This is a genomic window from Allobosea lupini (assembly GCF_900109525.1).
GTDB classification, from domain to species: Bacteria; Pseudomonadota; Alphaproteobacteria; order Rhizobiales; family Beijerinckiaceae; genus Allobosea; species Allobosea lupini.
In genome coordinates this window covers 693,958-713,757 of the sequence record NZ_FOAN01000001.1, presented here as the reverse complement: position 1 = coordinate 713,757, position 19,800 = coordinate 693,958, and the positions used below count along the sequence as shown (strand labels likewise).

Annotated in this window: 21 protein-coding genes and 1 pseudogene; 7 read left to right on the top strand and 15 right to left on the bottom strand. The window is 67.5% G+C overall.

Features of this window, described 5'->3' with window-relative positions; translation table 11 throughout:
* Nucleotides 1-95: 95 nt before the first annotated feature.
* From BMZ21_RS03440 to BMZ21_RS03415, 6 genes are all read right to left on the bottom strand, one after another.
* On the bottom strand, nucleotides 96-1,091 hold the full coding sequence (locus tag BMZ21_RS03440; protein WP_091829741.1) for a TRAP transporter substrate-binding protein: 996 nt from the start codon (nucleotides 1,089-1,091) through the stop codon (nucleotides 96-98).
* A gap of 39 nt (nucleotides 1,092-1,130) precedes the next feature.
* Entirely contained in the window at nucleotides 1,131-2,414 is a 1,284-nt protein-coding gene (locus BMZ21_RS03435; RefSeq protein WP_091829739.1) for a TRAP transporter large permease subunit, read from the bottom strand.
* Nucleotides 2,411-2,956, bottom strand: coding sequence for a TRAP transporter small permease (locus BMZ21_RS03430; RefSeq protein ID WP_208862208.1), 546 nt, complete (start codon nucleotides 2,954-2,956; stop codon nucleotides 2,411-2,413). The genes BMZ21_RS03435 and BMZ21_RS03430 overlap by 4 nt, the downstream gene beginning before the upstream one ends.
* Complete coding sequence (locus BMZ21_RS03425) at nucleotides 2,953-3,921, bottom strand: amidohydrolase family protein (protein WP_091829735.1); 969 nt, start codon at nucleotides 3,919-3,921, stop codon at nucleotides 2,953-2,955. Before BMZ21_RS03425 ends, BMZ21_RS03430 begins: the two co-directional genes overlap by 4 nt.
* A gap of 166 nt (nucleotides 3,922-4,087) precedes the next feature.
* Nucleotides 4,088-5,485, bottom strand: a complete 1,398-nt coding sequence (locus BMZ21_RS03420; protein ID WP_091829732.1) for a hypothetical protein — start codon at nucleotides 5,483-5,485, stop codon at nucleotides 4,088-4,090.
* 39 nt (nucleotides 5,486-5,524) lie between these two features.
* Nucleotides 5,525-6,196: a cyclase family protein gene (locus BMZ21_RS03415; RefSeq protein WP_091829730.1), complete on the bottom strand. Its 672-nt coding sequence runs from the start codon at nucleotides 6,194-6,196 to the stop codon at nucleotides 5,525-5,527.
* A 119-nt stretch (nucleotides 6,197-6,315) separates the two neighbouring features.
* Between BMZ21_RS03415 and BMZ21_RS03410 the strand changes: the two genes are divergently transcribed.
* On the top strand, nucleotides 6,316-7,056 hold the full coding sequence (locus BMZ21_RS03410; protein WP_091829729.1) for a GntR family transcriptional regulator: 741 nt from the start codon (nucleotides 6,316-6,318) through the stop codon (nucleotides 7,054-7,056).
* Between the two features lie 7 nt (nucleotides 7,057-7,063).
* Here the strand turns inward: BMZ21_RS03410 and BMZ21_RS03405 are convergent, their stop codons facing one another.
* Genes BMZ21_RS03405 through BMZ21_RS03395 form a run of 3 tightly spaced genes read right to left on the bottom strand, consistent with a single transcriptional unit; the run spans nucleotide 7,064 to nucleotide 9,931 of the window.
* Nucleotides 7,064-7,948, bottom strand: coding sequence for an NAD(P)-dependent oxidoreductase (locus BMZ21_RS03405; RefSeq protein WP_091829728.1), 885 nt, complete (start codon nucleotides 7,946-7,948; stop codon nucleotides 7,064-7,066).
* Nucleotides 7,945-8,727 carry an enoyl-CoA hydratase/isomerase family protein gene (locus BMZ21_RS03400; RefSeq protein WP_091829726.1) on the bottom strand — a complete coding sequence of 261 codons (783 nt, stop codon included), beginning with the start codon at nucleotides 8,725-8,727 and terminating at the stop codon, nucleotides 7,945-7,947. The genes BMZ21_RS03405 and BMZ21_RS03400 overlap by 4 nt, the downstream gene beginning before the upstream one ends.
* A 10-nt stretch (nucleotides 8,728-8,737) precedes the next feature.
* A complete protein-coding gene (locus tag BMZ21_RS03395; protein ID WP_091829724.1) occupies nucleotides 8,738-9,931 on the bottom strand; it encodes a CaiB/BaiF CoA transferase family protein in 1,194 nt (397 codons plus the stop codon).
* A 362-nt stretch (nucleotides 9,932-10,293) separates the two neighbouring features.
* On the opposite strand from BMZ21_RS03395, the gene BMZ21_RS03390 reads away from it, so the two are divergent.
* The 3 genes from BMZ21_RS03390 (at nucleotide 10,294) to BMZ21_RS03380 (ending at nucleotide 12,269) form a co-directional block, all read left to right on the top strand.
* Nucleotides 10,294-11,121, top strand: coding sequence for a phosphogluconate dehydrogenase C-terminal domain-containing protein (locus BMZ21_RS03390; RefSeq protein ID WP_091830567.1), 828 nt, complete (start codon nucleotides 10,294-10,296; stop codon nucleotides 11,119-11,121).
* Nucleotides 11,122-11,207: 86 nt separating this feature from the next.
* Nucleotides 11,208-11,843 (top strand): pyridoxamine 5'-phosphate oxidase family protein, encoded by a 636-nt coding sequence (locus BMZ21_RS03385; protein ID WP_091829722.1) that lies wholly within the window; start codon nucleotides 11,208-11,210, stop codon nucleotides 11,841-11,843.
* A 57-nt stretch (nucleotides 11,844-11,900) separates the two neighbouring features.
* Nucleotides 11,901-12,269: a winged helix-turn-helix domain-containing protein gene (locus BMZ21_RS03380; protein WP_091830565.1), complete on the top strand. Its 369-nt coding sequence runs from the start codon at nucleotides 11,901-11,903 to the stop codon at nucleotides 12,267-12,269.
* Between the two features lie 4 nt (nucleotides 12,270-12,273).
* On the opposite strand, the gene modC is transcribed toward BMZ21_RS03380, so the two are convergent.
* Genes modC through modA form a run of 3 tightly spaced genes read right to left on the bottom strand, consistent with a single transcriptional unit; the run spans nucleotide 12,274 to nucleotide 14,875 of the window.
* A complete protein-coding gene (gene modC, locus BMZ21_RS03375; protein WP_091829720.1) occupies nucleotides 12,274-13,365 on the bottom strand; it encodes a molybdenum ABC transporter ATP-binding protein in 1,092 nt (363 codons plus the stop codon).
* Nucleotides 13,362-14,063, bottom strand: a complete 702-nt coding sequence (gene modB, locus BMZ21_RS03370; RefSeq protein WP_091829718.1) for a molybdate ABC transporter permease subunit — start codon at nucleotides 14,061-14,063, stop codon at nucleotides 13,362-13,364. Before modB ends, modC begins: the two co-directional genes overlap by 4 nt.
* A complete protein-coding gene (gene modA, locus BMZ21_RS03365) occupies nucleotides 14,057-14,875 on the bottom strand; it encodes a molybdate ABC transporter substrate-binding protein (protein ID WP_091829715.1) in 819 nt (272 codons plus the stop codon). Before modA ends, modB begins: the two co-directional genes overlap by 7 nt.
* A gap of 160 nt (nucleotides 14,876-15,035) precedes the next feature.
* On the opposite strand from modA, the pseudogene BMZ21_RS03360 reads away from it, so the two are divergent.
* Both BMZ21_RS03360 and BMZ21_RS03355 read left to right on the top strand, forming a co-directional pair.
* A pseudogene (locus BMZ21_RS03360) lies at nucleotides 15,036-15,196 on the top strand (TOBE domain-containing protein).
* 367 nt (nucleotides 15,197-15,563) lie between these two features.
* On the top strand, nucleotides 15,564-16,148 hold the full coding sequence (locus BMZ21_RS03355) for an ankyrin repeat domain-containing protein (RefSeq protein ID WP_244543708.1): 585 nt from the start codon (nucleotides 15,564-15,566) through the stop codon (nucleotides 16,146-16,148).
* On the opposite strand, the gene BMZ21_RS03350 is transcribed toward BMZ21_RS03355, so the two are convergent.
* Nucleotides 16,149-16,898, bottom strand: coding sequence for a proteasome-type protease (locus BMZ21_RS03350; RefSeq protein ID WP_091829711.1), 750 nt, complete (start codon nucleotides 16,896-16,898; stop codon nucleotides 16,149-16,151).
* A gap of 129 nt (nucleotides 16,899-17,027) precedes the next feature.
* Between BMZ21_RS03350 and BMZ21_RS03345 the strand changes: the two genes are divergently transcribed.
* Nucleotides 17,028-17,951, top strand: a complete 924-nt coding sequence (locus tag BMZ21_RS03345; protein ID WP_091829709.1) for a glutaminase — start codon at nucleotides 17,028-17,030, stop codon at nucleotides 17,949-17,951.
* Nucleotides 17,952-17,955: 4 nt separating this feature from the next.
* On the opposite strand, the gene sseA is transcribed toward BMZ21_RS03345, so the two are convergent.
* Nucleotides 17,956-18,810 (bottom strand): 3-mercaptopyruvate sulfurtransferase, encoded by an 855-nt coding sequence (gene sseA / locus BMZ21_RS03340; protein ID WP_091829707.1) that lies wholly within the window; start codon nucleotides 18,808-18,810, stop codon nucleotides 17,956-17,958.
* 211 nt (nucleotides 18,811-19,021) lie between these two features.
* The gene (locus BMZ21_RS03335) at nucleotides 19,022-19,744 is read right to left on the bottom strand and encodes an alanyl-tRNA editing protein (RefSeq protein ID WP_091830563.1); all 723 of its coding nucleotides are present in this window, start codon (nucleotides 19,742-19,744) and stop codon (nucleotides 19,022-19,024) included.
* Nucleotides 19,745-19,800: the final 56 nt, after the last annotated feature.

The following is a 19,800-nucleotide window of genomic DNA, read 5'->3' as shown; positions in this document are numbered from 1 at the left end:
GTCCCGACCATCCACGCCTGTTTGGACACAATGCGGTGTTCAGCACGTGGATGCTCGCCACAAGGGCGAGCATGACGGTGTCGAGGCGTGGGCCCTCAGACCGCAGTCTTCTTGATCGCGTCCAGCACGTCGCTGCCGTACTTGCCGACAAACTCCTTCTCGACCTCGGCGGTGACGACCTTGGCGAAGGAATCGCGATCGGGATTCTCGACCGCCTGCATGCCGGCCTTCTTCAGCGCGTCGAGGCTCGAGCCTTCCGTGTCCTCGTTCATCTTGCGCTGGATGCCGGCGCATTCGAGGGCGATCGAGGCGAGCAGTTGCTGGATGTCGGCCGGCATCGCGTCGAACTTGCCCTTGTTCATCACGACCGGGCCGGTGGTGAAGGCGTGGCGCGTCAGCGAGAGATGCTTCTGCACCTCGTTGAACTTGGCGTTGAGGATCAGCGTCACCGGGTTCTCCTGGCCGTCGACAGTGCCGGTCTCCAGCGCGGTGAAGAGCTCGGTGAAGGCCATTGGCGTCGGGATGGCGCCGAGCAACTGGAAGGCCTTGATATGGGCCGGGTTCGGCGTGGTGCGGATCTTCAGGCCCTTGAGGTCGTTGGCGGTCACGACCGGGCGGCGGTTGTTGGTCAGGTTGCGCCAGCCGATCTCCCAGGTGGCGAGCGCCTTCAGGTTCGAGCCTTCGAGTTCCTTGCGCAGGCCATCGCCGATCGGGCCGTCCATCACGGCCGCCGCGTGCTTGCGGCTCTGGATCAGGAAGGGCAGGTCGAGCACGTTCAGCTTCGGCGCGAGGCCGGTGAAGAACGGGTTGCCGGTCAGGCAGATGTCGAGCGAACCGCCGCGCACCGCGCTGATCGTCTGCGCGTCCGAGCCGAGCGCGCCGTTCGGGAAGACCTGGACCTCGTAGCGGCCCTGGCTCTTGGCCTTGACCTGCTCGGCGAAGAGCAGCGCCGCCTTGTGCCAGCTGTCGGCTTCGGGATGCGGATGGGCGAAGCGCAGCTTCGTCGCCTGCGCCAGGGCCGGGCGGCCGATGGCGAAGAGGGCGATGCCGGCGCCAGCGCCGGTGAGGGCGGTCCTGCGGGTGATGGTCATGAGCGTCTCCTCCCTGTGTTGTCGTATGGGCGGGCGCGGTCAGCGCCCGTAGAGCCAGCGCGCCGGGACCGTGACGATTTCCGGCACGAAGATCAGCAGCAGCAGCACGGCGAGCTGCGCCAGCAGGAACGGCATGACGCCGCGAATGACCTTGTCCATCGGGATGCGGCCGACGGCGCAGACGACGTTGAGCACCGTGCCGACCGGCGGGGTCAGCAGGCCGATGGCGTTGTTGATGATGAACATCACGCCGAAATAGACCGGGTCGATTCCGGCCTGCTTGACGATCGGCATCAGCACCGGCGTCAGGATCAGCACGGTCGGGATGAAATCGAGCGCCGTGCCGACGACGACGACGAGGAACATCATCGCCAGCATCAGCAGCGTCTTGTTGTCGATCAACGGGCCGAGCAGGCTGGAGACCTGTGCCGGAATGTCGGCGATGGTGATCAGCCAGGCCGAAACCATCGCCGCCGCGACCAGGAACATCACGGCCGCCGAGGTCTTCAGCGCCGCGAGCAAGGCCGGGCGCAGATCCTCCAGCTTCAGTTCGCGATAGATGAAGCCGCCGACGAAGGCGGCATAGACCGCGGCGACCACTGCCGCTTCCGTCGGAGTGAACATGCCGGCTTTCATGCCGCCGATGATCAGGACGGGCAGGCCGAGCGCCCAGAGCCCGTCGATCACCGCATGCCCGATCTCGCGAATACTGGCTCTCTGGACGCGGGCGGCCGGCTCGTCGCGGGCGACGATGTACCAGGTGATCAGCAGCGCGAGGCCCATCAGGATGCCTGGCACGATGCCGGCGATGAACAGCCGCGTGATCGAGACGCCGGCGGCGACGCCGAAGACGACGAAGCCGATCGAGGGCGGGATCACCGGGGCGATGATGCCGCCAGCCGAGATCAGCCCGGCGGCGCGCGGCAGGTTGTAGCCGGCCTGCTTCATCATCGGCAGCAGGATCGCCGCGAGCGCGGCGGTGTCGGCGACGGCCGAGCCGGAAATGCTCGCCATCACCAGCGCCGCCAGCACCGCGACATAGCCGAGCCCGCCGCGGACATGGCCGACCAGCGTCACCGCCAGCGCGATGATCCGGCGCGACAGGCCGCCGGCATTCATCAGCTCGCCCGCGAGCATGAAGAAGGGCACCGCCATCAGCGGGAAGGAATCGGCGCCGCCGATCAAGTTCTGCGCCAGGATCTGGGAGTCGAAGGTGCCGAGCTGCAGCATCAGCGCGACGCCGCAGACCAGCAGCGCCATCGCGATCGGCATGCCGAGCGCCATCGCCCCGATCAGCGAGCCCAGGAAGATGAAGACGGTCACGAGCGCTTCTCCGCCGCCTGCTGGTTCTCGAAGGCGGTGAGCTCTTCCGATTCCGCCCCGACGACGAGCTCGTCATCCGGCATGCGGCCGGTCAGCAGCCGCGCCAGCGCGATCAGGTTGAGCGCGCCGATGCCGATGCCGCCGACCAGCCCGGCGAGATAGGTCACCGCGACGGGCACGCCGGTGACCGGCTGGTGGTTCTCGATATTGATCACGCCCTGCTGCCAGCAGCCGACAACGAGCATGCCCATGCAGAGCAGCGACAGCGCCTCGACTGCGAGCCGGCACCACCAGCGGCCATTGCGGCCGAGCATGGTGACGACGGTGGTCATGCCGAGATGCTGGCCGTCCTTCGCCACCAGGAAGGCACCGCCGAAGGTCAGCCAGACGAAGATCAGACGCGACAATTCCTCCGAGGAGATGATGCCGGAGCTGAAGGCATAGCGCAGCACGACATTGCCGAAGACCATCGCGATCATCACGACAAAGCCGGCGATCAGCACGTCCTCGGTCAGGCGCAGGAGCAGGGCGCGCAATCTCATGGTGTCGCTCCGTTGCCAGCGAGCCCGTACCAGCGCGCGGCGTTGTCGTGGAACAGTGCGAGGCGTTCGATCGCCGGCCGCTCGCTGACCGCCGCCTTGAACACGTCGAAGATCGTGCCGAACGAGGCGCAGAGGCTGTCGACCGGGAAATTGCTCGCAAAAGCGCAGCGTTCGGCGCTGAAGGCCGAGATTACGCCCTCGATCACCGGTGCCTGCAGCTCAAGCGTCCAGGCCTGCCCGGGCACGCCGATGCCGGAGATCTTGGCGACGACATTGGGCTCGCGCGCCAGCCGTTCCAGCGCAGCCTGCCAGGCTGAAAGGCCCTCGGGGCCGCGATCGGCTGGCAAGCCGGCATGGTTGAGGATGATGGTGGTATCCGGGAAATCGCGAGCGAGCTCGGCGGCCTCACCCAGATGCCACCAGGGCGTCTGCAGGTCGAAGCTGAGCCCGGCGCCCGCCAGCAGGGCATAGCCGTCGCGCCACTTTTGATCACGCATCGAGCCCGGCGCGGCGAAATCCGGCCGATAATCCGCGCGGGGTAGGGCCTTGGGCTTGTGCCGGACGCTGCGGACCAGCGGCATCTCGCTATAGGCCGCGACGACCTCGCCGACATCGTCGCGATCGAGCCAGATCTGGCCGATCGCAGCACTCGGCAGGTCGTGCTCGCGCGCGACCTCGGAAGCCCAGCGCATTTCGCCGATCGGATCGCGCGGGTCCCATTCGCCTTCCATCAGCACGCTGCCGACGACGAGATGACCAGTGGTGGCGCGGCGATAATCGGCCGGCATGAAGTCGCGCTTGATCGCACTGTAGTCGCCATAGCGGAAGGCGACAGGATGGTCGCTCAGCCAAGGGTGATAATTGCGGGCGAGGTCGAAGAAATGGTGGTGGGCGTCGATGATCGGCAGGTCGTCATCGGCGCCGGAGGCGAGGAAGCGGGCGCGCTGGTCGGAGCTGGCCACCATGGCTCAGCTCCGCTGCGGCGGAAGGCAGATGTGGTTCGGGCTGTACCCGGCCGGTCCGGTGCTCGCGCCCGTCATCCCCTGCCTCCCGATCGTTTCCTCAGCGGTCGCCCGCCGCGATTAGTTCTATCTGAGTGTTGTATGCTGCATACAGAATGTTGCCGCAAAGTCAAAGCGCGCCGGGGTTGAACAGCGCATCCTGCTCGCGGCGCAGGCGAACCAGGGTCGTGCTTTCGTCGAGCGCGATGTCGGCGCAGGTGACGACCGCGCCGCAGGCGACCTTGCGCACCACCGGTCGGCCAGCGGTGAGGTAATAGGGGACGGGCTCGCTCGGCCCGAGCGGACGGGCCGGCGTCAGTTGCGGCTCCAGCCCCTCGATGACATGGCGATAGCCCATGGTCAGCGTCTCGCCGGGCTCGAGGTCGCGGCTCGCCCGCGCCGTCAGGTCGACGCGCGGAAGGACCTCGGCACCGCCTGTCGACTGGCCGAGCAGGGCGGCCGAGAGCGCCGACATCGGCGCCTCCGCCCCGAGCAGGTGCACAGGATTGTGCAGCAGGACGTAGCGGCCATCCGGCGAGCAGGGGATGCCCTTGCCGGCAAAGAGCTTGCCGGTGGCGAGGTCAGGCGTCTCGGCGATGACGAAGACGCCGCCGGCGAAGGAGAGCTCGTCCGGCCGTCGCAAGCAGTTGAACATGTCGACCCGGCCGATTCCCGAGAGCAGGCCGCCCTCGGCCGCCGGGCGGAACAGGCTCGGCAGCTCGGTGGTGCGAGCGATCGGTGCATGCATCGCGGCCACGTCCGGCATCAGCCCGGTATGGTTGGCGACGATGCCCATCTCGCAGAGATCCGGCACCGTGGCGCGCGGGAAGGGCAGCTTGGCGCGGGCGTCGAGCAGGCTGAGCGGATCGTTGCCGAGCTTGCCGAACGCCGCCGCGAAATCGGCGGCCGGAACGGCCTTTTCCCAGGCCGTGACCGTGCCGGCCTCAGAATCCCAGACGAAATCGGATTCAGACGACTTGCCGGCGGCGACAATCGGCAGCCCGAGCATGCGGGCCCAGCCGATCAGGCCGATCAGCAGGCTCGGCTGGTCGCCGTCGACCGGAGTATGCACGACGCCCTTCAGCCGGGCGCGATGCGCCAGGATCGGGCCGATGATGCATTCGGCTTCCTTGGTCACCATGACGAGATGGCGGCCGGCCTCGATCGCGGCGAGCGCGGTCATCGCCGCGCCTTCCGGGTCTCCGGTCGCCTCGACGACGACATCGACGGGCAGGCCTTCGAGATGGGCGGCATCGCCGATCAGCGCGACCAGCCCGCGATCGAGTGCCGCCTTGGCCTCGGTACCGCTATGGCAGTCGACGATCTCGCTCTCGTCGAGCCCGCCGGCGAGCGCGGCCTTGCGGGCGCGGCCGATGTCGAGGTCGCAGACGACGCGCGGCTCGATATGCGGCGCGCGGCGGGCCTGGCCGATAAAGCTCGCGCCGAACTCGCCGGCGCCGACCAAAGCAGCGGAGATGACGCGATCGGGCGCGCTGGGCTTCAGCGCGAACAGGTTCTCGATGTTCACTGGTGTCGCTTTCGTTCGAGCTGGGCAGGGCGGCGGCCGTCAGACGGCTAGGCCCTCGATGGCGTAGATGCGGGCAGGGGCGCCGTCGGCGTTCGGGATCAGCAGCGGCGCCGCCGAGAACAGGTTGCGCGGCGCCGTCAGCTTGCTGGTGTTGACGACGTATTCGATCAGCGTGACGCCATGGCTGAGCAGGACATGGTGCGTCACATGCTCGGGCTTTGGCACCTCCTTGCCTTCGAGCAGGAGCCGGATCGGGTAGTCCTGCGGGAAGTCGAAAGCGACGGCGCTCGGCTTGCGCTGCGCCAGCCACTGCGCTGCCTCCAGCGTCAGCCAGGGTGCTTCAGTCCAGAAGCTCTTATCGTTGTAATCGCGCCGGTCGTTCCACTGCGTCGCCAGCAGCAGGATCTCGCCATCGGCCCCGCCGGGATCGGCGGCGGCGAGATGCTCGGGGCCGATCGGCTGATTGGCCGGGCGCGCACTCAGATCGAGCACTCGGCAGGGGCCGACCACCTGGCTGAGCGGCGTCGCCTCGATCGTCGGCGCTCCGGCGACGAAATGCGCGGCGGCGTCGACATGCGAGAAGCCATGGCAGGGACCGTTGATCTTCGAGACCCGGAACTGGTCGCCCGCCGCGATGTCGCCCTTGATCGAAAGCTCCACCGGCCAGCGGAAATGCGGCGCGATCGGCATGGAAAGGTCGACGATGTGCATGACGCTGTCCGGATTGCGGAAAGGGACGCCGGCAACCCGGCGGCTCCGTTCTAGAGGTCGAAATTCTTGTATGCAAGAATTTTTCGACAGCGGAGCGGCCACGCGATATACAGAGCGTCATGGATAGTCCGGCCGACACGACCCCGCTCGCAGCGCTTCTCGCCAAGGTTCCACAGCCCGAGCCGGGCCGGCGCAAAGGCGCCCTGCACGGCAGCACGGTTGCGCAATTGCGTAATCTGATCGTCACGGGCGCGCTCGCGCCGGGAGCGAAGCTGAACGAGCGCGAGCTCTGCCTCCAGCTCGGCGTCTCGCGCACGCCGGTGCGCGAGGCGATCAAGACATTGACGCAGGACGGTCTGCTGCGCGCGCTGCCGAACAAGTCGTCCGTCGTCGCCGAGCTCGATGTCGGCGAGATCGAGGCGCTGATCGATGTCGTCTCGACGATCGAGGGCTTGGCCGGCGAGCTCGCCGCAGCGCGCGCCACCGATGAGGCCGTCGCCGAGATCGGCATGCTGCACTACCGGATGATGCTGCATCACACCCGCGACGAGCTGCCGGGCTATTTCGAGGCCAACAAAGCCTTCCACCGCCGCATTGTCGAGCTCGCCGGCAATCCGGTCCTGCTCTGGATCTGGGAGTTGCTGGCGCTCCGGGTCGACCGCGCCCGCTATTCATCCAATCTCTGGCCGAAGCGCTGGAAGATGGCGATCCAGGAGCATGAGCAGATCCTGGCGGCGCTCACCGCCGGCGACGCCGCGCTGGCAAGCCAGCGCCTGCGCGAGCATGTCCGCAACGGCTTGTCGGGGCTCGTCGCGGCCTTGAAGGAGAGGGGTGAGGCCGCCAAACCGGGCAGCGCCTGATCGCAGGTCAGTGAGAGGGCTGCTCAACCTCCGGCAGCAGCTTCAGCACCGCGATCGCGTCGAGTTCGCTATCGCCCTGCGCGACCAGCATCCGATAAAGCGTCGTCGCCTGCGCGACCATCGGCATGGCCAGATGCTGCTCGCGCCCGGCCTCCATCAGCATTTCTAAGTCCTTCAGCACCTGCCGGGCATAGCCCTTCGGCGCGAAGTCGCGTGCGACCATGCGCGGCATCATCGCCTGCAGCACCGCCGAATTGCCGAGGCCGGGTGCCAGCGCGGCCGGGATCTTGCCGGCGTCGACGCCATAGGCTTCGGCCAGCCGCAGCGATTCCGCCACGACTACGTAGTTGGTCAGGCACAGTGCCTGGTTGACCAGCTTGGTCGCCTGGCCGGCGCCGACCGCGCCCATATGGGTGAAGAGACCGAGGCTCTCCGCCAATGGCCGCACCGCGGCGATCATCTCGGGCGCGCCGCCGGCCATGATTGCGAGCTTGCCGGCCTCAGCCGCCGGCGGGCCGCCCGAGACAGGCGCGTCGATGAAGCCGATGCCGGCTTCCGCCAGCGCTGCCGCGAGCGCCTTGGTCACGCCGATCTCTGTGGTCGAGAAATCGATGACGATGGCGCCTAGCTGCAGCTTCGCCGAGAGGATGCCGCCGTCGCCGCTGACCACGGCCTGCACCGCCTTGGTGGTGGTCACCGCGATGCAGACGGGATTGGCGCGCTCGGCCACCTCGGCAGGCGAGGCGGCGAGGACGACGCCGAGCGCTTCGGCTTCAGCCCGCCGGGCCGGGTCGAGATCGTAGCCGACGACGCTGCGGCCGGTCGCGATCAGGCGCTTGCAGAAGCCCGCGCCCATCAGCCCGAGGCCGATGAAGCCGATGGTCTCGCTCATTTGCCTTGCCAGTTCGGCGTGCGCTTGCCGAGGAAGGCTTCCATGCCCTCGCGGAAATCGGCGCTGGTATAGCAGAGGGTGACGAGGTCATCGCCTTCGACATGAGCGCTCGTCGCCGCCGTGAGCCGGCGCAGTGCCTCCTTGGTGGCACGCATCGTCAGCGGCGCGTGGCCGCGGATCGTCTCCGCCAGCTCCTTCACCCGCGCCATCAGCGCGGCATGGTCGGCGACGAGCTCGTTGTAGAGGCCGATGCGATGGCCCTCCTCAGCCTCGACCAGCCTCGCGGTGAAGATGATGTCCTTGACGCGGGCCGGGCCGAGCAGGCTGGCGAGCCGAGCATAGTTCGCCATCGACAGGCAGTTGCCGAGCGTGCGCGCCACCGGGAAGCCGAAGCGGGCCGATTGCGTTGCGATCCGAAGGTCGCAGGCGCAGGCGATCGCCGCGCCGCCACCGGTGACCGCGCCGGCGATCGCTGCGATCGTCGGCACCGGGCAGCTCTCGATCGTGGTGATCACCCGCTCGATCCGGTTCTCATAGGCGAGGGCGTCCTCGGCCGTCTTGAACTCGCGGAACTGCGAGATGTCTGTTCCGGCGGCGAAGGCCTTCTCGCCGGCGCCCGTCACCACGAACACCTTCGGCGCGCCGTGCTTCTCGGGATTGCCGAGGATCTCGGCCAGCCCCTCATACATGGCGAAGGTCAGGGCATTGCGCGCCTGCGGCCGGTTGAGCGTGACCGTGCCGACGCCATCGGCGACGTCGTAGAGGATTTCGTCGTTCATCTGATGCCTTTCAGATCGCGCCTTCGGCCTTGAGGCTGGCAATGGCCGCCTCGTCGAAGCCGAGCTCGGTGAGGATTTCGAGATTGTGGTCGCCGGCGTCCGGCGTCGGCGTCGCGATGCTGGACGGCGTACGCGACAGGTTGACCGGCTCGCCGACGACGCGGATCTCGCCGAGCTTGGGATGCCGGACCGGCTGCGCGATGCCAAGGTGCTGCACCTGCGGATCATCGAACACGGCATCGACCGCATAGATCGGCCCAGCCGGCACGGAGGCCTTCTCGCAGGCGTCGAGCCAATAGGCGCTGTCCTGCGTCGACATGATCTCCTCGAGCAGCGCGCGCAGTTCCGGCCGCGCCGCGAAGCGCTTCTCCATATTGTCATAGCGCGGATCGGTCGCGAGCTCGGGCCGGCCGAGCGCGCCGCAGAAGGAGCGCCAGTGCCCCTCGGCGCCGACGCCGAGATTGATATGGCCGTCGCGCGTCGCATAGACGCCCATCGGCGTCGCATAGGGGTGGTCGTTGCCAGCCTGCGGCGGCACCTTGCCCTCGACCAGATAGCGCGCGACCTGGAAGTCCATCATGCCGATCTGCGCTTCGAGCAGCGAGGTCTGCACCCACTGCCCCTTGCCCGAGACGGCGCGCTCCTGCAGCGCGACCAGCGCGCCGATCGCGCCATAGAGCCCGGCGGCCGAATCGGCAACGGCGATGCCGGCGCGCACCGGCCCCTGGCCGGGCAGACCGGTGACCGACATCATCCCGCCCATGCCCTGGGCGATCTGGTCGAAGCCGGCGCGCAGGCGATAGGGCCCGCTCTGGCCGAAGCCCGAGATCGAGACCAGGATCAGGCGCGGATTGAGCGCATGCAGCGTCTCGAAATCGAGGCCGAGTCGCTCCTTCACGTCGGGCCGGAAGTTCTCGACCAGGAGGTCGGCATCGGCGATCAGCTTGCGCAGGATCGCCTTGGCCGGCTCCTTCTTCAGGTTGAGCGTCAGCGAGCGCTTGTTGCGGTGCAGGTTCTGCATGTCGTAGCCATGCCGCGGCCCGCTCATGTTCTCGTTCGGATCGAGCCCCGGCGGGCTTTCGATCTTGATCACGTCCGCGCCGAAATCGGCAAAGATGCGGGAGCAGGTCGGCCCGGCGCGCACGCGCGTCAGGTCGAGCACGCGCAGGCGTTCGAGGGCGGTGGACGGCGTCGGGCGGGGCATGATGATCCGGAAGGGGTGACAAGGGCGCCGACTATCCCGTCAACCTCACGAGGCGTCAATCTTTGATGCCATCTTGCATGCAAGATTGGCAAGCAGGCCATGCATCCGCCGGGGGGCGGTTCGGCGTCAAAGTGATCGCTTGAACGCGACACGCATCCCCGTCCCCCCGCTTGCGCCGGGGAAGGGGCAGGGATGGGGGGCCGGAAAGCAGGTTCGGGACGTCTTCCAGTCCAGTGCCGAGCGGCATTGCCCCCACCCGACCCTCCCTACCGCAAGCGGGGAGAGGGCTTGAGCACTTGCCGTCGGCCTGCGAGCTTGTCGGAGAACGTCGGCAACGGACGCGTGGACTAGGGAGGATGACGATGACGGTGGTCGCACTGTTCGGTGCCGGCGGCAAGATGGGCATGCGCCTCGGCTGCAATCTCGCGCGCTCGCGCTTCGAGACCCGCCATGTCGAGATCAGCCCGGCTGGCCAGGATCGCATCCGTGAAGCCTTCGGTGCGGCCTCCATCGAGCCGGAGGCCGCGATCGCGGGGGCCGAAGTCGTGATCCTCGCGGTGCCCGATACCGCTGTCGGCGCGGTGGCGGCCGGCCTCGTGCCGAAGCTCGCGGCCGGGACGATCGTCGTCATCCTCGACGCCGCGGCACCGCATGCCGGCCATCTCCCCGAGCGGGCCGACATCACCTATTTCGTTACCCATCCCTGCCACCCGCCGATCTTCAATGACGAGACCGAGGAGGCGGCGCGGGCCGACCATTTCGGCGGCGTTGCGGCCAAGCAGCACATCGTCAACGCGCTGATGCAGGGGCCGGAGGCGCACTACGCCCTCGGCGAGGAGGTGGCGCGGGCGATCTGGGCACCGGTGATGCGCTCGCACCGCGTCACCGTCGAGCAGATGGCGATCCTGGAGCCCGGCCTCTCGGAAACCGTCTGCGCCACCTTGCTCGATGCGATGCGCGAGGCGATGGAGGAGGCGATCGCCCGCGGCGTGCCGCGCGAGGCGGCGCGCGACTTCCTGCTCGGCCATATGAACATCCTCGCGGCGGTGACTTTCGGCGAGGTCCAGGGCGTGTTCTCGGACGCCTGCAACAAGGCGATCGTCTTCGGCAAGGAAACGATCCTCCGGCCGGACTGGAAACGCCTGTTCGAGCCGCAGGAGATCGCGGACAGCGTCCGGCGCATCACCTAGAGGTTGTGCGGTGAGGCTTCGGCAGCATTCGAAGGCATGTTATGGCTGCTTCGCCGGCTCGGCTGGCATGCCTGCGGAGACAAAAAATGAGCGCGATCAGCGAGAAGCCGGACACGTCTGTCGATGACGCTGCCCAACTGCGCGCGCTCGTCGGCGAAGTGCACCCGCTGGCCCAGAAGAAGGTGCTCGACCGGCTCGACCGGTTTTGCCGCGATTTCATCGCGCTATCGCCCTTCCTCGTGCTGGCCAGCGCCGACAGCGAGGGCAGGGCGGATGCCAGTCCGCGCGGTGACGGACCGGGCTTCGTCCAGGTGCTCGACGAGCGGACGTTGCTGATCCCCGACCGGCGCGGCAACAACCGGGTCGATTCCCTCGGCAATGTGCTGAGTGCGCCTGGTGTCGGCCTGGTCTTCTTCGTGCCGGGCATCAATGAGACCCTGCGCGTCAACGGCAGGGCGCGGATGACCACCGACGCCGCTCTGCTCCAACCCCTGGCGATGCAGGACAAGGCGCCGAAGCTCGGCCTGATCGTCGAGGTCGACGAAGCCTACTTCCATTGCGGCAAGGCGCTGATCCGCTCGAAGCTCTGGGCGCAAGGATCGCAGGTCGAGCGCGCGAGCTTCCCGACGCTCGGCCGCATCGTCGCCGAGCAGACCAGGGCGATCGATGCCGTCCAGGCCGACGCCACCATGGAAGAAGGCTACCGCACGCGGCTCTATTGAGCGCTGCGCAACCGCGGAGGGCCGACCTTGTCGAAGGCTGACCAGTCCCTGCCCGAGATGCGCTTCAGCTTCCGGCTCGACTTCACGCCGGGCGGGCGCCTCGGCCCCGGCAAGGTGCAGCTGCTGGAGGCGATCGGCGAGACCGGCTCGATCTCCGCCGCCGGCCGCTCGATGAAGATGTCCTATCGCCGTGCCTGGCTGCTGGTCGACGATCTCAACCGCATCTTCCGCTCACCACTGGTCGAGGCCCAGCCTGGCGGAGCGAAGGGCGGCGGCGCGCATCTGACGCCGCTCGGCCGCGAGATCGTCGCGAACTATCGCGCCATCGAGGCGAAGGCGTTGGAGGCAGGGGCGGCGGAGATCGCTGCGCTGCGTGCGGCAGTCTCGCCGAAGGCTCCAGTGCGCGAGCCCGGGGAGAAGGCCTGAACCCTCACGGCGTGTCGATCGAGACGCTCTTGATCACCGCATAGACCGGGCTGCCGGGCACCAGCCGCAATTGCTCGGCCGACTTCACGGTGAGGCGGGCGAGAAGGCCGACGCCATCGCAGTCGAGCCTGACTTCCAGCGCGCCACCATCGCCGTGAGGCGCCCCGATCGCCGAGACCCGTCCGGGCAGGACGTTGAGCGCGCTGATCCCGTCGAGCGGCTTCAGGCTCAGCATCACGTCGCTAGCGAGGATGTGCACACGCAGCGCCGTCCTTTCCGGCAAATTGCGCCGGGCGATCTGCAAGGGCCCCGCCGCAGTCTCCAGGACCGTCAGGCCGTGCTCCGGCTCATGGCGCAGCACGCGCGCCTCGAGGATTGCGCCGGCTTCGGGTGCGGCCGACAGGATCGGAACGTCGGGGCGCGACATCAATTCGGCGGTCGGCCCGCTCATCGAGACCTTGCCCTGCTCGAGGATGACGAGATGGGTGGCGAGCCGGGCCACCTCGGCGATGGAATGCGAGACATAGACGATCGGGATGCCGAAGCCGTCGCGCAGGCGCTCGATGTAAGGCAGGATCTCGGCCTTGCGTTGCTCGTCCAGCGAGGCGAGCGGCTCGTCCATCAGCAGCAGCCGAGGCTTGGCCAGCAGCGCCCGGCCGATCGCGACGCGCTGCTTCTCGCCGCCGGAGAGCCCGCCGGGCTGCCGTTCAAGCAGATGGCCGATGCCGAGCAGGTCGAGCACGTCGTCGAGCGTGCTGCCGCCATCCTCGGCCTTCGGCGCGAACCAGCGGCCATAGAGCAGGTTCTGCCTGACGGAGAGATGCGGGAATAGCCGCGCTTCCTGGAATACGTAGCCGATGCGGCGCTTGTGCTTCGGCACAAAAATGCCGGCGGCGCTGTCGACCATCACCCGCCCGTCGATGACGACGCGGCCCGCTTGCGGCCGGATCAGGCCGGAGATCACGTTGACCAGCGAAGTCTTGCCCGAGCCGGAGCGGCCGAACAGCGCCGTCAGGCGCCCGTCCGAGGTGAAGCTTGCATCGAGCGTGAAGGCGCCCAGCCGGTGCGCCACGGAAACTTCGATAATGGCGCTCATTCGACTGCGATCCGCCGGCCGACCAATCGCGCCAGGAACTCCGAAGCGAACAGCGCCGCCACCGAGATCGCGATCGAGATCAGGGTCAGCCGCATCGCACCGGCATCGCCATTGGGCACCTGCGTGAACGTGTAGATTGCCGAGGGCAGGGTCTGCGTCTCGCCGGGGATGTTGGAGACAAAGGTGATGGTTGCGCCGAACTCGCCCATCGCCTTGGCAAAGCACAGGATCATCCCGGCGAGGATGCCGGGCAGCGCGAGCGGCAGCGTCACCGTCAGGAACACCCAGAACGGACCGGCGCCGAGCGTTCCGGCCGCATCCTCGAGCTTGCGGTCGATCGCCTCGATCGAAAGCCGGATCGCCCGGACCATCAGCGGAAAGCCCATCACCGCGCAGGCCAGCGCCGCCCCCGTCCAGCGGAAGGACAGGACGATGCCGAACCAGTCATGGAGGAACTGGCCGATCGGCCCACGACGGCCAAAGCCGATCAGCAGGAGATAGCCGGTGACGACCGGCGGCAGGATCAGCGGCAGGTGGATGACGGCGTCGAGCAGCGACTTGCCCCAGAAGCGCCCGCGCGCCAGCAGCCAAGCGATCGCGAGCCCCAAGGGTAGGCTCGCCAGCATGGCGGTGGTGGCAACGATCAGGCTGAGGCGGACGGCCGTCCACTCCTCCGGGGACAGCCAGTCGCTCACGATGAGGAAGCGGGCTTGTTCAGGACCGTGAAGCCCTGCTTCTCGAAGCTGGCTTTGGCGCCGTTGCCGCGCAGATAGATGAGGAAGCCCTGCGCGTCGGGATTGGCCGAATCCTTGGTGATCGCGACCGGGTAGACGATCGGCGGGTGCGTATCCTCAGGGAAGGTCGCGATCACCTTGACTTTCGGGTCGGCGGCGGCGTCGGTGGTGTAGACGATGCCGAGCGGCGCTTCGCCGCGCGAGACCAGCAGAAGCGCGGCGCGGACATTGTCGGCCTGCGCGATCTTGTCCTTGACCTTGTCCCAGCCGCCGAGCTTCTCCAGCGCCGCCTTGCCGTATTTGCCGGCCGGCACCGAATCGACATTGCCCATGGCGAGCCGGCTCTCGCCCAGTGCGGCGGAGAGGTCGATGCCCGGCGCCAGGGTTACCGTGGTCTTGGCGTCGGACGGCGCAATCAGCGCGATCCGGTTGGCGAGCAGGCTGACCCGGCTCTCCTTGACGATCAGGTTCTTCTGCTGGGCGTAGTCCATCCAGTCGAGATCGGCCGAGAGGAAGAGATCGGCTGGCGCGCCCTGTTCGAGCTGCTTCGCCAGCGCGTTGCTCGCCGCATAGGAAATCTTCGGCGCCGGCTTGCCGCTTTCCTTGACCCAGTTGGCCGCGGCCTCGTCGAGCGCGGTCTTCAGGCTCGCGGCGGCGAAGACCACCAGCTCCTTGCTCTGGGCGAGGGCCGGGCCGGTGAAGGAAGAGACGCCGATCAGCAGCGCGGCGGTGAACCCCAGGAAGCCGAAGCCCGCGTTTCGACGGTTCGATGACATGACGGCGCTCGCTGCGGTTGCTGTCGCTATGTGCAGTCGAATATAACGGCGCGCGACCAAAGGTCGAGTCCGCCCGGTGCGGACTTGGCGAGGATGTCAGATCGGGCAGACCAGACTGAAGATTTCCGCCCGCAACCAGCTCAAGGGCACCATCGTCGAGATCGTGAAGGGCTCGATCACCGCCCATGTGAAGCTCGATCTCGGCGGCGCCATCGTCTCTCGGCGATCACCAATGCCGCGGTCGACGAGCTCAAGCTCGCAGTCGGGCGACAGGCCTATGCCGTGGTGAAGACTTCCGACGTGATGATCGCGATCGATTGATCGTTGCGTGGCCGATGCCGGCCGGGCTAGCCTTCCCGCAAAAGAAAAAGGCCCACGCCGGAGCGCAGGCCCAAGTCTAGGGAGGAAACGCCCAAGGAGGGCGCCGCAACATCGCTGCTGCGGTGCACAAGAGATAGGGCGCTTCGGGCCGGCCTGCAAGAGGGAAGGGACAGCAGGGCTGACCTTAATTTGTGCAAGATGCGATTTTTCGCGCCGTTCGGGCGAAGTGGCGGATAAAGGACAGATGCCTGGGACGAAACGACGCGGGGCGAACGTTTGCCGAAATGGATTTTCGGCGCTGTTCATCACCTTGGCAGTGAGCGCGGGCGGGACTGCCGGTGCTCAGGTTCCGCCATCGTTGGCAGAGGTGTCAGCCTATGACGGGCTGCACCTGTCGGCTTATCGTGGCGATCTTGCAGCCCTCCGGCAGGCCATCGCGGCCGGCCGCGGCCTCGAAACCCGCGACGGCGAGGGCCGCACCGCACTGCTGGCCGCCGCCCATGCCCGCCAGCGCGAGGCGATGCAGGAGCTCGCCAAGGCGGGAGCCGATCCGCGCGCGCTCGACAACCGCGCCTATGACGCGATCACCATCGCGGCGGTCGCTGACGATATCGAGACCATGCGCACTGCGCTCGCCATCGGTGGCGACCCGCGCGCCATCACCAGCCCCTATCTCGGCACGGCTCTGATCGCGGCCGCTCATCTCGGCCATGACGGGGTGGTGCGCGAACTGATCGCGGCCGGCGCGCCGCTCGACCATGTCAACAATCTCGGTTGGACCGCCCTGATCGAGGCGGTGATCCTCGGCAATGGCGGGCCGCGCCATGTCGAGACGGTGAGGGCACTGATCGCGGCAGGTGCACGGCGCGACCTCGCCGATCGCGATGGTGCAACCCCGCTCGATCATGCCCGCCGCCGCGGCTACGCGGCGATGGTCGCGCTGCTGCAGTAGTCAGGCGGGGAAATCCGGCGCCGGCAGGCTCGCGACCAGCGCGCTGAGCCCGTCACTGTAGCGCTGGCGCAAATCGGCCCAGTAGGGATGGTGGCTGTCGTATTTGGCGAGATGCTTGGTCGAGAAGCTGTCGGCCTCGTAGCGCAAGAGGTCGATCGGCGGTGCGACCGAGAGGTTCGACCGCACCGTCGCATCGAAGGACAGCAGAGCGAGCTTGGCCGCCTCGTCGAGGCCGCTGGCCTCCTGCAGCGCCCGGTCGAGGATCGGTTTGCCGTATTTTGTCTCGCCGAGCTGCAGGAACTGCGTGCGCCCGGAGGCCTCGACGAAATTGCCGGCCGAATAGACCTGGAAGAGGCGATGCGGCTCGCCGGCGATCTGGCCGGCGACGATGAAGGAACCGTTCGGATCGCCATAGGGTTCGACGAAGCTGCGATTGAGCCGCAGCACCTCGCGCAGCACGCCGCCGACGATCTGCGCTACGTCGAACATGGTCCGCGCCGCCAGGATGTCGCGGTTCTCGCCGCCTGCGGCGCTATCCTGCTTATGGCGGGTGTATTGCCTGATCATCGTGATCACGGCCTGCGTCGTCGCCAGGTTTCCGGCCGAGAGGATCGCGATCACGCGCTCGCCCGGCACCTCGAACAGAGCGAGCTTCTTCACCACCGCGATCTGGTCGACGCCGGCGCTGGAGCGCGAATCGGAGGCGAGGATCAGGCCCGACGGCAGCAGGATCCCGAGGCAATAGGTCATGCGTGGCTCCCCGGCACGGGCGGCAGCATGCGCAGGGGCAGGGACTTTGCCAAGCTCTCTCCGCCGCGATTGCGGCAGGGTCGGACGAATGCCAAGGTCACCTTGACCAGGCCGTGGCGGAGTTCGGACATGCGCAACCTGTCGGACATCGTCGCGAGCGTTCATGCCGACATGGCCGAGCATATCGGCGCCGGCAAGGTCGCCGACTACATCCCGGCCTTGTCGCGGGTCGATCCGCGCCGTTTCGGGCTCGCCGTCGTCACCTGCTCCGGCGAGCGTGCGCAGGCAGGCGACGCCAATGTCCCGTTCTCGATCCAGAGCATCTCCAAGGTCTTCACCCTGACGCTGGCACTGGAGCGGGTCGGTGCCCGGCTCTGGCACCGGGTCGGGCGCGAGCCGTCGGGATCGCCATTCAATTCCATCGTCCAGCTCGAGCAGGAGCGCGGCGTGCCGCGCAACCCGTTCATCAATGCCGGAGCGCTGGTCGTCACCGATGCGCTGCTGACCGGCCGGACCCCGAGGAAGACGGCGGCCGAGATCCTCGCCTTCCTGCGCAAATGCTCGGGCGATCGTGCGGTCGCGATCGACCAGGAAGTGGCGGGCTCGGAAGCACAGACCGGCTTCCGCAATGCCAGCCTCGCCAATTTCATCCGCGCCTTCGGCAATCTGAAGAATCCGGTCGCCGAGGTGCTCGATGTCTATTTCCATCAATGCGCGCTGAGCCTGAGCTGCGTCCAGCTCGCCCGCGCCGGTCTCTTCCTCGCCGGTGACGGCGTGGATCCCTTGACCGGCGCCGTGGTTTGCCGCCCGGCGCGGGCGCGCCGCGTCAAGGCGCTGATGATGACCTGCGGCCATTACGACGCGTCCGGCGAATTCGCCTTCAAGGTCGGCCTGCCCGGCAAGAGTGGCGTCGGCGGCGGCATCCTCGCCATCGTGCCGAAGCAGGCGGCGATCGCGGTCTGGTCGCCCGGCCTCAACGCCGCCGGCACCTCGCATGTCGGTGCGCTCGCGCTCGAACGCCTGGTCGAGCGCACTGGCTGGTCGGTTTTCTGAAGCTTCAGCCCTTCGCCGGCCCGGTCGCGATGGGACGGTCGCTCGCGCCCCATTCCGACCAGGAGCCGTCATAGACGGCGCGGGTCGGCTTGCCGATCGATTCCAGCGCCGTCGACAGGATCACGGCGGAGACGCCCGAGCCGCAGGTCGTCATCACCGGCCGGTCGAGATCGACGCCGGCATCCTTGAAGGCGGCGAGGATGGCTTCGGGCGATTTGAGCTTGCCGTCCGCCACCAACGCCGAGGAGGGCAGATTGAGAGAGCCGGGAATGTGGCCGGAGCGCAGGCCGGGGCGCGGCTCCGGCGCTTCGCCTCGGAAGCGATCGGCAGCGCGCGCATCGACGACCTGGGCCGAATTGCTCGCGATGGCGCGCTCGATGTCATGGGCGTCGGCGACGGCGGAATGGTCGAGCCTGGCGGTGAAGCTGCGCGGCGCCCGCGGCCGTGGCGGGCCGTCTTCGACCGGCCGGCCCTCGGCCAGCCATTGCGGCAGGCCGCCATCGAGGATGACGACGTCCTTGGCGCCGAAGGTACGGAACGTCCAGCGCACGCGCGGCGCCGAGAACAGGCCGAGCCCATCATAGACGACGATGCGCATGCCGTCGCCGATGCCCATGGCGCCGACCGCGGCGGCGAAGGCGTCCGGCCGCGGCAGCATGTGCGGCAGGCTCGAGCTCTTGTCCTTGACCGCGTCGATGTCGAAGCGCACTGCGCCAGGAATGCGCTGCTGCGCATATTCAGCGTCCGCATCGCGGTTCTGAGCCGGCAGGTAGTACGAGCCGTCGAGCACGACGATGTCGGGGGCGTCGAGCCGCTCGGCCAGCCATTGCGTGGAGACGAAGATATCGTTGCGGGCCATGCGCGGGTCCTCGAAAGAGTCTGTTTTCATAATGTTATGGCGGAAAGCTCAAGCCAGTGTCCCGATTCTGAAATTCGCCACTGCCAGATATCAAGCGCGGAGCGAATTTCAGAATCATAGGGGACACGGGCAACTCATAGGTTTTCTAGTGTCGTTTTTTGATTTCGAAGTTCGCGCGTCACTTGATATCGAACGAAAGCGAACTTCGAAATCACGACACTAGCGCGATGCGCACGCGCCGGTTCTGCTTGCCCTTCTTCTCGACGTCGGTGACCACGACCGCGCCGATCTCGGCGGTGTTGCGCACATGCGTGCCGCCGCAGGGCTGCAGGTCGATGCCCTCGATCGAGACCAGCCGGACTCGCCCCGAGCCGCGTGGCGGCTTGACCGACATGGTCTTGACCAGGCCGGGATTGGCATCGAGCTCCTCGTCGGTGATCCAGCGCTCGCTGATCGCGGCGTTCTTGGCCACCAATGCGCCGAGCTTCTCGGTCAACTCCGCCTTGTCGAGACCGCCCTCGGGAATGTCGAAATCGAGCCGGCCGTCGCCGCTATCGCCGATCGCGCCACCGGTGACCGGATAGGGCAGGACAACGCTGAGCAGATGCAGCGCGGTGTGGATGCGCATGCGTTTCAGCCGGCGTTCCCAGTCGAGCTTCGCCGTCACGGTCTCGCCGACAGCGGGCGTGCCTTGGCCTTCAAGCGGGACATGCAGGATGCGGCTCTTGTCCTCGGGATTGTAGATCGCCGTGCCGATCGTGATCTCGGTGCCGTCGCTGCGGACGAGGATGCCGGCATCGCCCGGCTGGCCGCCACCGGTGGCGTAGAATACGGTCCTGTCGAGCTCGATGCCGCCGCGCTCGTTGATCGCGACGACGGTCGCGGGCGTCTCGGTGAGATAGGCGTCGTCTCGGAACAGCAATTCGGTCGGCATCGCGATCTCCTTCATCGCCCGAGGTTATCGCAGGCGCGGCCGGTGCGGAAAAGATG

Excerpts from the sequence above, each read along its gene's own strand:
- BMZ21_RS03440 (WP_091829741.1), bottom strand. The coding sequence starts at position 1,091 with ATGACCATCACCCGCAGGACCGCCCTCACCGGCGCTGGCGCCGGCATC.
- BMZ21_RS03430 (WP_208862208.1), bottom strand. The coding sequence starts at position 2,956 with ATGAGATTGCGCGCCCTGCTCCTGCGCCTGACCGAGGACGTGCTGATC.
- BMZ21_RS03425 (WP_091829735.1), bottom strand. The coding sequence starts at position 3,921 with ATGGTGGCCAGCTCCGACCAGCGCGCCCGCTTCCTCGCCTCCGGCGCC.
- BMZ21_RS03415 (WP_091829730.1), bottom strand. The coding sequence starts at position 6,196 with ATGCACATCGTCGACCTTTCCATGCCGATCGCGCCGCATTTCCGCTGG.
- BMZ21_RS03410 (WP_091829729.1), top strand. The coding sequence starts at position 6,316 with ATGGATAGTCCGGCCGACACGACCCCGCTCGCAGCGCTTCTCGCCAAG.
- BMZ21_RS03405 (WP_091829728.1), bottom strand. The coding sequence starts at position 7,948 with ATGAGCGAGACCATCGGCTTCATCGGCCTCGGGCTGATGGGCGCGGGC.
- BMZ21_RS03400 (WP_091829726.1), bottom strand. The coding sequence starts at position 8,727 with ATGAACGACGAAATCCTCTACGACGTCGCCGATGGCGTCGGCACGGTC.
- BMZ21_RS03395 (WP_091829724.1), bottom strand. The coding sequence starts at position 9,931 with ATGCCCCGCCCGACGCCGTCCACCGCCCTCGAACGCCTGCGCGTGCTC.
- BMZ21_RS03390 (WP_091830567.1), top strand. The coding sequence starts at position 10,294 with ATGACGGTGGTCGCACTGTTCGGTGCCGGCGGCAAGATGGGCATGCGC.
- BMZ21_RS03385 (WP_091829722.1), top strand. The coding sequence starts at position 11,208 with ATGAGCGCGATCAGCGAGAAGCCGGACACGTCTGTCGATGACGCTGCC.
- BMZ21_RS03380 (WP_091830565.1), top strand. The coding sequence starts at position 11,901 with ATGCGCTTCAGCTTCCGGCTCGACTTCACGCCGGGCGGGCGCCTCGGC.
- modC (WP_091829720.1), bottom strand. The coding sequence starts at position 13,365 with ATGAGCGCCATTATCGAAGTTTCCGTGGCGCACCGGCTGGGCGCCTTC.
- modA (WP_091829715.1), bottom strand. The coding sequence starts at position 14,875 with ATGTCATCGAACCGTCGAAACGCGGGCTTCGGCTTCCTGGGGTTCACC.
- BMZ21_RS03350 (WP_091829711.1), bottom strand. The coding sequence starts at position 16,898 with ATGACCTATTGCCTCGGGATCCTGCTGCCGTCGGGCCTGATCCTCGCC.
- BMZ21_RS03345 (WP_091829709.1), top strand. The coding sequence starts at position 17,028 with ATGCGCAACCTGTCGGACATCGTCGCGAGCGTTCATGCCGACATGGCC.
- sseA (WP_091829707.1), bottom strand. The coding sequence starts at position 18,810 with ATGGCCCGCAACGATATCTTCGTCTCCACGCAATGGCTGGCCGAGCGG.
- BMZ21_RS03335 (WP_091830563.1), bottom strand. The coding sequence starts at position 19,744 with ATGCCGACCGAATTGCTGTTCCGAGACGACGCCTATCTCACCGAGACG.